The organism is Streptomyces netropsis, from assembly GCF_014203545.1.
Classification (GTDB): Bacteria; Actinomycetota; Actinomycetes; order Streptomycetales; family Streptomycetaceae; genus Streptomyces; species Streptomyces netropsis.
In genome coordinates this window covers 529,518-543,249 of sequence record NZ_JACHJG010000002.1, presented here as the reverse complement: position 1 = coordinate 543,249, position 13,732 = coordinate 529,518, and the positions used below count along the sequence as shown (strand labels likewise).

Genomic DNA, 13,732 nt, shown 5'->3' with positions numbered 1-13,732 from the left:
CGCGCCGCCGGCAGGGGTATCACCCGTACTGCCGACGGACGGCGTGTGTCCGCGTACCGCGAGGCCCCGGCCCGCTGTGTCCCGACCGGCTGCCGCCCGGCCTCAGCCCTGGGGAGAGGCCGGCACGGCGGCCAGGTGACCGCGCAGGGCCGTGATGACGGCGGGCGCCTGACTGCTGAGGTAGAAGTGCCCACCGGAGTAGACCTGCATGTCGAACCCGCCGGTGGTGTGCCCCTTCCAGTCCTCGGCCTCGTCGAGGGAGGTCTTGGGGTCGTCGTCGCCCACCATGACCGTGACGGGGCAGCGCACCGACGCGCCCGGCTCGCTGCGGTAGGTCTCCACCGCGCGGTAGTCGGCACGGATGGCGGGCAGGACCATCCGCAGCATCTCCTCGTCGCCGAGCACCCGGGTGTCCGTACCGCTCATGTCTCGCAGTTCGGCGACGATGCCGTCGTCGTCGCGCTGGTGGACGTTCTCGTCGCGGTAGCGGGAGGGCGCGCGGCGCCCCGAGGCGAACAGCCGTGCGGGGCCCTGGCCTTCGCGTTCCATGCGGCGGGCCACCTCGAACGCCACCAGGGCGCCCATGCTGTGACCGAAGAACACCACCGGCCGGTCCAGCCAGCCGGCGAGCGCCGTGTGGACCTGTTCGGCGAGTGTCGCGATGTCGTCCACGCAGGGTTCGCGGCGGCGGTCCTGGCGCCCGGGGTACTGGATCGCCAGGACGTCGGCGTCCGGCGTCAGCGCCGAGGCGAGGGGCAGGTAGAAGCTCGCGGAACCGCCCGCGTGCGGGAAGCAGACCAGGCGCACGGGTGCGTCGGGGGTGGGACGGAAGTTCCGGCACCACAGCGTGTCGTCCACGGGTATTTCAGCCATGCTCGTCCTTCGTCTCGTTCACTTTCGGCGCGATACCACTATCCCCGCGACGGCCGAGCGGGCACAAGACCGCGCCGCCCCGGGCACGGAATCTCTGGGCGTTTCCCTTGCCCTCCCGCACTTACCGCGGGTTTACCCACGGACGACAGCTCGGCCACGGCGGAAAACCGTCGGGCTTTCCTGGCCCGAAAGTTCCGCCGCGGCCGAGCTGTTTCGGCCGGTTGGCCGGTCGGTCGACGTCAAACCTTTATGGGTGTCACTTGATGAATTCCTCGACGACCTTCGGCGGCCAGGTGCCCACATTGAGCACCCCCATGGAGTAGGCCCGCGAGACCAGGGCGGCCCGGTTGGGCACCTTGAGCTTCCGGAGCAATCCGGTCACGTGGTACTCGACACCCTGCCGGCTGAGGTAGAGCCGTGAGGCGAGCGGGACCGTGGAGATCCCGGCGGCTATGCCCTCGAGGATGCGTGCGTCTATCTCGGTGAGGATCTTCTTCCGGTTGGTGACCACTCCGGCGTCGTCGGACCCCTGGGTCTGCGGCATCAGCACCAGGATCGACGCGTCCTCGGGCGTACCGCCGCGGACCGCGATGGCCGTCAGGGGGCTGGCGAAGGCGGAATCCTCCTGCCGGACCCCGACCACATGGGTGGCGAAGCGCTGCCGCTTGCCCTCGACCAGCCGTGAGAACTGGCGCATCAGCGGCTGCTGCACGCTCGGGTGCACCAGCTCCTGGAAGCTGCGCCCGCACACGTCCGCCGAGGAGGCGCCGAACTGGCGGAAGAACTCCTGATTCGCCTGTCGGATCGTCAGGGTCGGATCGAGGGAGGCCATACACAGGCCCGGCTGGTCGAACTGCGGCTGGTTGACCCCTTGGTCGTCCGTGTATCCGCGAGTAACGCCCGGTACCAAGTCTGCAAGTAAGGAATTAGCCACGAGCCTGCCAATCTTTCAGGTTCCGCAGAGCGTTCAGAACCACGCGCTAGAAATGCGTCAGAAAACCGATGACCGGGCCTCGTTCGGAATGCCCTGGACTGCCCGGCTCCGGAACCGCACATTAGATAGTTCCGAGGAGGCGCGTCAACGTCATCCAGGCCCACACGACTAAGCCTGCGGTTTGTACTTCCGAAAGGGTTCGGTTGGTTCGGTCCAAGGTCTGGGTTTCGGTGGTTCGGTACGGTCCTCCCGCGGCTCGCGGGGGCCGGGCGGGTGGCGCCGCTGGTCGGCGCCCGACGCGAGCGCGGGTTCCACGGGCCGCCCGGTCCGGCGAAACACTAAGGACATCCTTGGACATCCGCCCACATGGTTGACCTCCCGGGGCCATCGCTGGTCTTCTACGCCCGGCACGGCCGCCCCCCCTCATCTCGAAGATCAGGACTCGACGCATGGACATTGTGGGCAACGGATTCCTCGCCGGGAGTCTGCGACCGATGGCCGACCGGCACCCGGGGACCGTGGCGCTCGCTGCCGGAGTCTCCTGGGCGTCCGGCACCTCCGACGCCGACTTCGCCCGTGAGGCGGCGCTGCTGCGGGAGACCGCGCTGCGCTGCAAGGCCGACGGGCGGCGGCTGTTGTTCTTCTCGACGTCCGCCACCGGGATGTACGGGGCGGCGGACGGGCCCGGGCGGGAGGACCGGCCCGTGGTGCCCTGCTCCCCTTACGGCGCGCACAAACTCGCCCTCGAGGAGCAGCTGCGCGCCACGGGTGCCGACCATCTGATCCTGCGCCTGAGCCATCTGGTCGGTCCCGGGCAGCCACCGCACCAGCTACTGCCCACCCTGGTCCGGCAGTTGCGGGGCGGTGTGGTCCGCATCCACCGTGCCGCCACCCGTGATCTGATCGATGTGACCGACACGGTGACCGTGATCGACCGTCTGCTGGCGCTGGACCTAACGGCCGAGACGGTCAACGTCGCCTCCGGCGCCGCGGTCCCGGTCGACACGATCGTCGACCATCTGGAGCGCGGTCTCGGTCTGACGGCCCGCCGCGAGTACCAGGAGACGGGCAGTCATCACACCATCTCCATCGACAAGCTGCGGGCCCTCGTCCCCGAGGTGGACCGGCTCGGCTTCGGCCCGGACTACTACCGGCGCGTCCTGGACGTGTTCAGCTGGGGGTCCAGGGGGGATTCGGTCACGACACGGCTCTGAGGTCAGGGCCGTGTCGCGAGCAGGCTGAACACGCTGCCGCCGACGAAGACCGGCGCCTGCGACACCGTGACCTCGAAGCCGAGGCCGGCCAGCTCGGCGACGATCCTGCCGAGCCGGCCGTCGATGTCGTGCACTTCGAGGAGCACGCGCTGGATCCGCGGCCAGAGTCCGGTGTCGATCCCGCGCAACACCTCGAGTTCACCGCGCTCGACGTCGATCTTCAGCAGACCGATCCGCTCGATGCCGTGCTCCTTCACCACGGCGGTCACCGTGGTCACGTCGACGGTCACCGTCTGCTTCTCGCCGAAGGCGCTGAGCATCAGCTCGCGGGCGTCCCCCGGCACCTCGGTGTTGTCGACGAACGCCTTGAAGTTGCGCAGGTCGTCCTCCGGGTCGGCGTGCAGGGTCGACGTCGAGGAGTTGAAGGGGTGGAAGGTGAGCTCCGCGGTGCCCGCCTCGCCGCCCACCGCCTGGGGGAACGCGGTGCCCGTCGGGACGTGCCGGGTGACGTTGTCCGCCAGGCAGGCGTAGGTCACCGGGGCGGGCTCGAAGGACAGGATCCGGGCGCCGGGGGCCTGTTCGGCGAACCGCATCGAGGCCAGTCCGATGTGCGCGCCGATGTCCAGGATCACGTCATCGGGGCCCAGCCCGGCGGAGGCGCGCGCGTAGGGGGAATCCCCGGCGATCTCCCCCCAGAGCGTGACCGTCTCCAGGGGATGGATGCCCATGACGGACCGGCCGTCGGGGAGGTCGCACTCGACGGCGGGGTGGGCGGACTGGCCGGGCTGGTCGGACATCGACGCTCCTTGTGAGGGTGGGTGTGCGGCCGTTCGGCCGCACACCGGGTGACGGGGGTGGGTCGGCACCGGTCGAGGGCGGACGGGGTCAGAGGAGTCGCCCGAGTCCGGCCACGACCTCGGCCGGGGTGGGCATCTCCCGCATGGCTTCGCGCAGTTCCCACGCCGCCTTGGCGTAGCCGGGCTCCGACAGCAGTTCCTCCAGCGCGCACCGCAGTCGCACCGTGTCGTCCTGCCCCGCGGCGTCGTCGATCGCGAGGCCCGCCCCCGCCGCGACCAGCTGGTCGGCGTGCCCGAACTGGTCGGCCATCTGCGGCAGTACCAGGTGCGGGAGCCCGGCGGACACGGCGGTCAGCACCGTGCCCGACCCTCCGTGGTGGACGACCGCGTCGCAGGTCTCCACGAGCAGGTGGAGCGGCACCGGGTCGGTCATGCGCACGTTGCCCGGCACGGCTCCGATCTCGCCCCGGAACGCCTCCGGGACGGTGGCGACGGCCTCGACGTCCCGCAGACCGTCGAAGGCCCGCAACAGGCCGCGCACGAAGGGCACTCCGTTGAGCGCGAGCGTACGGGTCCCCAGCGAGACCACGACGCGCCGCTTCCCCGTGGCCGACGGTCGCTCCTCGCGGAGCCAGGCGGGCACCTCGCCACTGCCGTTGAAGGGCACGTAGCGGATGGGAAGGGCCTCATCGAGGCTGGGCAGTTGCAGGCTCGGGGGGCAGGGGTCGAGCTGAATGTCGGGATCGGGCAGCTCGTCGAGGCCCAGGGCCCAGCAGGAATCCCGCATCGCGCCCCGCGCGGCCGCGCGCACCGGCTCGGACACCGCGTCGACACCGAACCGGTGGTGCAGGACCGGGACGCCCAGCAGCCCGCCCACCACGAGGGTGTTGAACTCCATCGGATCGGCCACGATCAGGTCGGGGCGGTACGCGCGGGCGAGCTCCAGGTAGGCGGGCAGTACGCGCTCGCCGTGGTCCTTCCAGACCGGGGGGAAGTGCTTCAGGTGATCGGGGTGGAGCCGGCCCCACAGCTCGATGGGGCGCTTGCCCGGTTCCAGCATTCCGTGGAAGACCTCCTCCATGCCGAACCGGTCGCCGATGCTCACGGCGTTCAGCCCGGCCTGCCGGGCCACGCCCATCAGGTCCGGCTGTCCGACGACGAGGAGCTCGTGGCCCGCGGAGCGCAGTGCCCATGCCAGGGGGACCAAGGGCATGAGGTGGGTGACGACGGGGCTCGGGATCATCAGGATCCGCATGGGGGTTCCTTGGGCCACTGCGGTCACTTCGCTTCCTCCTGCGGCTTGGACGCCTTCCACCAGCCGGGGTTGTCCCGGTACCAGCCGACCGTGTCGGAGAGGCCGCGTTCGAAGGAGGTCAGCGGGACGTATCCCAGCTCGTCCCGGATCTTGTCCTCCGCGATGGAGTAGCGCAGGTCGTGTCCCTTGCGGTCGGCGACGTGGCGGACCATGGACTCGTCGGCGCCGCACAGCTCCAGCAGCCGCCGGGTGATCTCGACGTTGGTGTATGCGTCGCCGCCGCCGATGTTGTAGATCTCACCGGACCGCCCGCTGGTCAGGACGAGCTGGATGCCCCGGCAGTGGTCGTCGACGTGCAGCCACTCGCGGATGTTGCGGCCGTCCCCGTAGAGGGGGACGGTCCGGCCCTCGAGCAGATTGGTGACGAACAGCGGGATGAGCTTCTCGGGGTGCTGGTACGGCCCGTAGTTGTTGGAGCAGCGGGTGATCGACAGGTCCAGGCCGTGCGTCTTCCAGTACGAGCGCGCCACCAGGTCGGAGGCCGCTTTGGAGGCCGCGTACGGGGTGTTGGGCTCCAGTGGCCACTCCTCGGTCCAGGAGCCCTCGGAGATGGAGCCGTACACCTCGTCGGTGGAGACGTGCACGACGCGCTGGACACCGCTGCGCAGGCACGCTTCGAGGAGGTTCTGGGTGCCGCAGACGTTCGTCCGGATGAAGTCCGCCGCGGCCGTCAGGGAGCGGTCGACGTGCGACTCGGCGGCGAAGTGCACCACGGCGTCGTGCCCGGGCAGCAGATCGAGCAGGAGCGGCAGGTCGTTGATGTCGCCGCGGACGAACGTCATGCGGGGGTGCGTGCCGGGCAGGTTGTCGCGGTTGCCCGCGTAGGTCAGCTTGTCCAGGACGGTGACGTGGGCGTCCTCGTAGCCGGGATAGCCGCCGTCCAGGAGCGTACGGACGTACGTCGAGCCGATGAAGCCGGCCGCGCCGGTGACCAGGAGCCTCATGCCGTCACCTCGACGTGGGCGTGGCAGCCGACGACGATCCGGTGGCGGCCCGCGCCCACCTCGGTGGCGTCGACGGTGGCCGAGCGGCCGATCAGCGAGCCGTGCAGACCGCGAACGTGGGTCACCATGGCACCTTCCAAGGTGATGGAGTGGTCGATTCGGGTGTGGCGCAGCACGCAGTCACGGCCGAGGGCCGTGTACGGGCCGACGCGGCTGTCCTCCACGAGGGTGCCCGCGCCGATGATCGCCGGGCCCTCGATCCGGGAGCGGACGACGCGGGCACCGGCCTCGACGATCACGGGGCCGGTCAGTTCACTGGCGTCGTCGACCTCCCCCGCGACCGAGTGCTCGATGCCCTCGAGCACCTTCCGGTTGCACTCCAGTACGTCCTCGACGCGACCGGTGTCCTTCCAGTACCCGTGGTACTCACGGGCGCGTACGTCCGCGCCGGCGGTCACGAGCCACTGGACGGCGTCGGTGATCTCCAGCTCGCCCCGGTGGCTGGGTTCGATGGCGTCCACGGCCTCGTGGATGGCGGAGGTGAAGAAGTACACGCCGATCAGCGCGAGGTCGCTGCGCGGTTCCGCGGGCTTCTCCACGAGGCGGACGACCTCGCCGTCCGGCCCGAGTTCGGCCACCCCGAAGGCACGCGGGTCCGCGACCTTGCGGACGACGACCTGGGCGGCGGGGCGGTGCTCGGCGAACTCCTCGGCGAGTTCGGTGATGCCGTCGGGAAGCATGTTGTCCCCGAGATACATCACGAAGTCGTCGTCGCCGAGGAAGGGCCGGGCCACCGAGACGGTGTGGGCGAGGCCGAGGGGCTCCTTCTGTTCGATGAAGGTCAGCCGCACGCCGAAGCGGGAACCGTCGCCGAGGACGGCCGCTATGTGCGGCCCCCGGTCACCGACGATCACTCCCACCTCGGTGACGCCCAGCTCACGGATGGTCTCCAACACATGTTCCAGAACGGGCTTGTTGGCGATCGGCATGAGCTGTTTCGGCATGGAGTAGCTGAACGGTCGCAGACGGGTGCCCGCCCCGCCCGACAACACCAGAGCCTTCATGGAAGATCCTTTCCTCGCGACGCTGAAGGGCTTCAGGCCTTGACCGCGTTTCGACCGCACCGAACAGCTCGGCCGCCGGCGCGAGCCGGATGGTTGCTTCGGACACCTCGCGGCCGCTCACCGTGCGGCGCCGTGGGGCAGCACCGCGTCCGATTTCCCGGTGGTGATCGTCATCGTGTCGTCCCTTCCTTCGACGGCTCTTGCCTCCGGGTCACATCGGCGCGACAGCCACCCCATTTCAAAGGATGGGAAGTCGGAAAATTGCTAGTTTTCCGCGGCCGGGCGGTCACGGATCCGCCTGTGACCGCCCGGCCGGGGACACCCCCGGCCGGGCGGCCGGCCACCGCCTCGCGGTGGCCGGCGGCGGACTTCAGGACAGGCCGAGCTCGTCGTCGAGGAGCGCGAACACCTCGTCGTCCGAGGCCGAGTCGATGTCGAACTCCTCTTCTTCGGTGCGTGCTTCGCCGCGCAGGGCCTCCCACTTGGTTCGGAGCACCTCAAGGCGTCCGGACACCTGCTTATGGACCTGCGCGTCGACGTTCAGCTCCGCGATCGCTTTCTCCAGCGTGTCGAGCGCGCCGAGGATCGACCCGGGTCCGGCGTCCCCTTCCACCGCGAGCTGGGTGTGGAGGTAGCCCACGAGTTCGGCCGGGGTCGGGTAGTCGAACAGGAGCGTGGCCGGAAGCCGAAGCGCCGTGGCCCTGTTCATGCGGTTCCGGAACTCCACGGACGTGAGGGAGTCGAATCCCAGGTCCTGGAATTGGCGGGTGGAGGCGATCGCCTGCCCGTCCGCGTGGCCGAGGACCGCCGCGGCCTGGTCGCGGACCAGTTCCAGGAGGACGTCACGGCGTTCGTCGTCGCTCAGTCCGCCCAGCCGCTGCGTGAGCCCCTCGGCGGCGTCGGGCACGGCCGTCACGGTCCTGCGCGCGGGGGTGTGGATCAGCCCGCGCAGCAGCGCCGGTGTCTCCCCCAGGGTGCGCAGCGCCGGAAGGTCGAGCCGCACCGGTACCACCACGGGTTCCCCTCCGGCCAGGGCCGCGTCGAACAGCGCCACGCCCTGCTCGACCGACAACGCCGGCATGCCGGAGCGGGCCATGCGCTGGAGATCGGCGTCGGTGAGCGTGCCGGTCATACCGCCCGACTGGTCCCACGGGCCCCACACGAGCGACACACCGGCCAGGCCCTCTTCGTGACGCCGCTGTACGAGCGCGTCGAGGAAGGCGTTGCCGGCCGCGTAGTTGCCCTGACCCGCTCCACCGAAGGTACCGGCGACGGACGAGAACACCACGAAGGCGGCCAGGTCCGCATCGCGGGTCAGCTCGTGCAGGTTCCATGCCGCGTCGACCTTCGGACGCAGCACCGCGGACACCCGCTCGGGAGTCAGCGAACCGATCACACCGTCGTCCAGGACACCGGCGGTGTGGACCACGGCGCTCAGCGGGTGGTCGCCGTCGACCGAGGCCAGGGCCTCGGCCAGCGCGTCCCGGTCCGCCACGTCGCACGCGGCGACCGAGACGCTCGCGCCCAGTCGCTCCAGCTCCGTGACCAGGTCCGTGGCGCCTTCGGCCCCAAGGCCCCGACGGCTGACCAGCAGGAGCCGCCGGACGCCGTGTTCGGCCACCAGGTGCCGGGCCGTCACCGCGCCGAGACCGCCGGTACCACCGGTGATCACCACGGTGCCGTCCGCACCCCACACGGCCTCGGGGGCCGTGTCCGGCGCGGGCACGCGGGCCAGTCGGGCTGCCCGCAGCTCGCCTTCACGAACGGCGAGCTGCGGCTCGTCGGAAGCCAACGCCTCCGCCAACGGCAGGGACGTCACGTCTTCCGTGCCGAGGTCCAGCAGCCCGAAGCAACCGGGGTTCTCCGACTGCGCCGAACGCACCAGACCCCACACCGAAGCAGCAGCCAGATCGGCGCCGCCCACCGCACCCCGCGTCACGAACACCAGACGCGAACCGACGAACCGCTCCTCCTCCAACCACACCTGCAACTGACCCAACACCCGGGACACCAGATCGTGGACGGAGTCGACCGTGTCGTCGTCGGGCCCACCGGCCACGGGGATCAGGACGGTGTCCGGCAGGGCCAGTCCGGAGGCCGTCAAGGACTCCAGATCCGGGTGCAGGACCATGCCCGGCAGGGTCTCTGCCAGCCCGAACGTGTCCGGGCCCACCAGCGCCACCGTGTGCGTGCCCGCCGGGGCGGCTGCCCGTACCGGTGCCCAGTCCACCCGGAACATCGATTCGCCGACCGGCTTTTCGGGGCCGTTCAGCTGCTCGGGCGTCACGGTACGGACCAGCAGCGAATCCACCGACGCGACCGGGGCGCCCGAGGTGTCGGCGAGCGCGATGGATATCGCGTTGTCGCCGGTCGGGGTCAACCGCACCCGGACGTCGGAGGCGCCGGTGGCGTGCAGTGACACGCCTTCCCACGAGAACGGCAGCCCGCCGCCGCCTTGTGTATCGCCGTCGGCGAGCAGGGAGGCGTGCATCGCGGCGTCGAGCAGCGCGGGGTGCAGGCCGAACACTCCCGCGTCGGCGGCCAGTCCCTCGGGGAGGCTCACCTCGGCGAAGACGTCACCGTCACGCCGCCATGCCGCCCGCAGCCCCTGGAATCCGGGGCCGTACGCGAAGCCGATGTCGGCGAACCGGTCGTAGCAGCCCGTGAGTTCCACGGGCTCGGCGCCGGCCGGGGGCCATTCCGTCGCGTCGAAGCCACCTTCGGTGGCGTCCGTACCGGCGGTCAGCACACCCGTCGCGTGCTGCGTCCACGGCAGCTCGTCGCCGCTGTCGGGGCGGGAGTGAATGCCGAGCGTGCGACTGCCCGTCTCGTCGGGGCCACCGACCCACAGCTGCAGCTGTACGCCACCCTGCTCGGGCAGCACCAGCGGTGCGGCGAGCGTCAGCTCGTCGATCCGGTCGCAGCCGACCTCGTCACCGGCACGGATCGCCAGCTCCACCAGCGCGGTACCGGGCAGCAGAACCCGACCCATGACCACGTGATCGGCCAGCCACGGATGCGACTGCACCGACAGACGACCGGTGAACAGGACACCCTCACCACCCGCCAGCTCCACCGCCGCACCCAACAACGGATGCCCCGCAGAGCCCAGACCAGCCGCACGCATGTCACCCGGCGCACTCAACGCACCCACCGGCCAGAACCACTGACGCTGGAACGCGTACGTCGGCAGGTCCACCCGACGGGCGCCGGTCCCGGCGAAGAACGCCGTCCAGTCGACCGTGACGCCCTGTACGTGCAGCCGGGCCAGGGCGGTGACCGCCGCGGTCTCCTCGGGCCGGTCCTTGCGCAGGACCGGCACGACGGCAGTGCCGTCCGGCACGCTCTCGGCAGCCATGGCGGACAGCACACCGTCCGGACCCAGCTCGAGGAACGTATCCACACCCTCGTCAGCCAGGGTCCGTACTCCGTCGGCGAAGCGGACCGCCTCACAAACGTGACGTACCCAGTACTGGGGCGAGCACAGTTCCTCGGACGTGGCGAGCCTGCCGGTGAGGTTGGAGACCACCGGCACCGACGGTGCATTGAACGACAGACCGCTGACCACCGCGTGGAAGTCCTCCAGCATCGGCTCCATCAGCGGCGAGTGGAAGGCGTGCGACACCGGCAGTCGATGCGTCTTACGGCCCTCGGCCGACAGCTTGCCCGCAATCTCCAGCACCGCGTCCTCGACACCCGAGACGACCACCGACGACGGACCGTTGACCGCCGCGATCGACACCTCGTCGGTCAGCAGAGGCAGCACCTCCGCCTCGGTCGCCTGCACGGCCACCATCGCGCCACCCGCAGGCAGCGCCTGCATCAACCCGGCGCGTGCCGCGACGAGTCGGCCGGCGTCCTCCAGCGAGAACACCCCCGCGACGTGTGCCGCAGCGATCTCACCGATGGAGTGACCGGCCACGAAGTCCGGGGTGATCCCGAGAGACTCCACCAGCCGGAACAGCGCCACCTCGACCGCGAACAACGCGGGCTGCGTGCAGCCGGTCCGGTTCAGCTCGTCCGGGTCATCGCCCCACATCACGTCCCGCAGCGGCCGGTCCAGGTGCTCGTCGAGCACCGACAGGGCCTTGTCCAGGGCGTCCGCGAAGACCGGGAACCGGGCGTACAGCTCACGCCCCATACCGATCCGCTGGCTGCCCTGCCCGGAGAACAGCACCGCCAGCGAACCCTCACCGGCCGCCGTGCCCCGGGCCGCCTCGATCACACGGTCGTCGGTGGACAGCAGCACCGCACGGTGCTCGAACACCGAACGGCCGGTCACCAGCGAGAAGCCGACGTCGACCGAGGTCGCTGCCGTGTCGTCCGCCACGAAGGACCGCAGCCGGTCCACCTGGGCGTCGAGCGCCGCCCCGGTCCTTGCGGACACCACCCACGGCACCACACCCGGCGAAACCACCGGCTCCCGGCTCGGCTCCTTCACCGAGGGAGCCTGCTCGACGATCACGTGCGCGTTGGTCCCACTGATACCGAAGGACGAGATGCCCGCGCGGCGTGCGTGACCGGACTGCGGCCAGGCCGTGTTCTCCCGGAGCAGCTCCACCGCACCGGCTTCCCAGTCCACGTGCGACGAAGGCGCCGTCACATGGAGGGTCTGCGGGAGGACACCCTCACGCATCGCCATGACCATCTTGATGACACCGGCCACGCCGGCCGCGGCCTGCGTGTGACCGATGTTGGACTTCACCGAACCGAGCAGCAGCGGACGCTCCTCGTCACGGTCCCGACCATAGGTCGCCAGCAACGCCTGCGCCTCGATCGGGTCACCCAGCGTCGTACCCGTACCGTGCGCCTCCACCGCGTCCACATCGGCGGGCGAGAGTCCACCGCTGGCGAGCGCCTGACGGATCACCCGCTGCTGGGACGGACCGTTCGGAGCCGTCAGACCGTTGGAAGCACCGTCCTGGTTGATGGCGCTACCGCGTACGAGCGCCAGAATCCGGTGGCCGTTGCGCTGCGCGTCGGAGAGGCGCTCCAGCACCAGCATGCCGACACCCTCCGACCAGCCGACACCGTCGGCCGAGTCCGAGAACGCCTTGCACCGACCGTCCGCCGACAGACCACGCTGCCGCGAGAACTCCACGAACACCGACGGCGTCGACATGACCGTCACACCACCGGCCAGCGCCAGCGAGCACTCACCGCTGCGCAGGGCCTGCGCGGCGAGGTGGAGCGACACCAGCGACGACGAGCACGCGGTGTCGACCGTCACTGCCGGGCCCTCCAGCCCGAACGTGTACGAGACACGGCCCGAGGCCACACTGCCCGCGCTGCCCTGGCCCTGATGACCCTCGAACTCCTTGCCGTTCAACGTGCTGCCGTAGTCGCTGTACATCACACCGGCGAAGACACCGGTCTGACTGCCGCGCAGCGACGCCGGATCGATACCGGCCCGCTCGAACGCCTCCCACGACGCCTCCAACAGCAACCGCTGCTGCGAGTCGGTCGCCAGCGCCTCACGCGGGCTCATCCCGAAGAACTCCGGGTCGAACTCGCCCGCGTCGTGCAGGAAACCACCGGAGCGCGTGTACGACGTACCCGCGTGCCCCGGATCCGCGTCGTAGAGACCCTCGACGTCCCAGCCACGGTTGGTCGGGAAACCGGACACCGCGTCGGTGCCATCGGTGACGAGCCGCCACAGGTCCTCCGGCGAGCTCACCCCACCCGGATACCGGCACGCCATCCCCACGATCACCACGGGGTCGTCGCTCACCATCGTGCGCGACGGGACCGGCGCGGCGACTGCCGCGTCCGAGCCCAGCAGTTCCTCCCCGACGAACGACGCCAGGGCCTGGACGCTCGGGTAGTCGAAGACGAGCGTGGCGGGCAGTCGGAGCCCGGTCACGGTGTTCAACCGGTTCCGCAGCTCCACGGCCGTGAGCGAGTCGAAGCCGAGGGCGCGGAACGCCCGCGACGGGTCGATCTCGTCTCCACTGACATGCCCCAGCACGAGAGCCACCTGGCTCCGGACCAGGTCCAGGAGTGCCTCACGGCGCTCCTCACCGTTCAGCCCGGACAGTCGGCGCACCAGGCCGGCGGCGGCGCTCGAACCCGTCACCGCGGCCCGACGGGAACGCACCCGCACCAGACCGCGCAGCAGGGACGGCGCCTCGCCCGAGGCACGCAGCGCCGGAAGGTCGAGCCGCACCGGCACCACCACGGGTTCCACTCCGGCCAGGGCCGCGTCGAACAGCGCCACGCCCTGCTCGACCGACAACGCCGGCATGCCGGAGCGGGCCAGTCGCTGGAGATCGGCGTCGGTGAGCGTGCCGGTCATACCACCCGACTGGTCCCAGGGACCCCACACGAGCGACACACCGGCCAGGCCCTCTTCGTGACGCCGCTGTACGAGCGCATCCAGGAAGGCGTTACCAGCCGCGTAGTTACCCTGGCCGGCCCCACCGAAGGTACCTGCGACGGACGAGAACACCACGAAGGCGGTCAGGTCCAGGTCGCGGGTCAGCTCGTGCAGGTTCCACGCCGCGTCGACCTTCGGACGCAGCACCGCGGACACCCGCTCGGGAGTCAGCGAACCGATCACACCGTCGTCCAGGACACCCGCCGCATGCACCA

The 13,732-nt window shown here is 70.4% G+C and carries 8 protein-coding genes (1 of these 8 running past the window's edge); 1 reads left to right on the top strand and 7 read right to left on the bottom strand.

Annotated elements, in window-relative coordinates:
• Nucleotides 1-102: 102 nt before the first annotated feature.
• Both FHS38_RS06820 and FHS38_RS06815 read right to left on the bottom strand, forming a co-directional pair.
• Nucleotides 103-873 carry a thioesterase II family protein gene (locus FHS38_RS06820; RefSeq protein WP_184731796.1) on the bottom strand — a complete coding sequence of 257 codons (771 nt, stop codon included), beginning with the start codon at nt 871-873 and terminating at the stop codon, nt 103-105.
• A gap of 256 nt (nt 874-1,129) precedes the next feature.
• On the bottom strand, nt 1,130-1,783 hold the full coding sequence (locus FHS38_RS06815; RefSeq protein WP_373301847.1) for a PAS domain-containing protein: 654 nt from the start codon (nt 1,781-1,783) through the stop codon (nt 1,130-1,132).
• Nucleotides 1,784-2,256: 473 nt separating this feature from the next.
• Between FHS38_RS06815 and FHS38_RS06810 the strand changes: the two genes are divergently transcribed.
• A complete protein-coding gene (locus FHS38_RS06810) occupies nt 2,257-3,021 on the top strand; it encodes an NAD-dependent epimerase/dehydratase family protein (RefSeq protein WP_184731794.1) in 765 nt (254 codons plus the stop codon).
• Nucleotides 3,022-3,023: 2 nt separating this feature from the next.
• Here the strand turns inward: FHS38_RS06810 and FHS38_RS06805 are convergent, their stop codons facing one another.
• The 5 genes from FHS38_RS06805 to FHS38_RS06785 form a co-directional block, all read right to left on the bottom strand.
• On the bottom strand, nt 3,024-3,818 hold the full coding sequence (locus FHS38_RS06805; protein ID WP_184731792.1) for an FkbM family methyltransferase: 795 nt from the start codon (nt 3,816-3,818) through the stop codon (nt 3,024-3,026).
• Between the two features lie 88 nt (nt 3,819-3,906).
• A complete protein-coding gene (locus tag FHS38_RS06800) occupies nt 3,907-5,073 on the bottom strand; it encodes a nucleotide disphospho-sugar-binding domain-containing protein (RefSeq protein ID WP_184731790.1) in 1,167 nt (388 codons plus the stop codon).
• A 23-nt stretch (nt 5,074-5,096) separates the two neighbouring features.
• A complete protein-coding gene (gene rfbB, locus FHS38_RS06795) occupies nt 5,097-6,077 on the bottom strand; it encodes a dTDP-glucose 4,6-dehydratase (protein WP_184731788.1) in 981 nt (326 codons plus the stop codon).
• The gene (locus FHS38_RS06790; protein ID WP_184731786.1) at nt 6,074-7,141 is read right to left on the bottom strand and encodes a glucose-1-phosphate thymidylyltransferase; all 1,068 of its coding nucleotides are present in this window, start codon (nt 7,139-7,141) and stop codon (nt 6,074-6,076) included. The genes rfbB and FHS38_RS06790 overlap by 4 nt, the downstream gene beginning before the upstream one ends.
• Before the next feature lie 370 nt (nt 7,142-7,511).
• On the bottom strand, nt 7,512-13,732 hold the 3' end of the coding sequence (locus tag FHS38_RS06785; protein WP_184731784.1) for a type I polyketide synthase. 26,110 nt of this gene lie beyond the right edge of the window; the window shows 6,221 of its 32,331 coding nt (coding positions 26,111-32,331); its start codon lies off the right edge, out of view; the stop codon is at nt 7,512-7,514.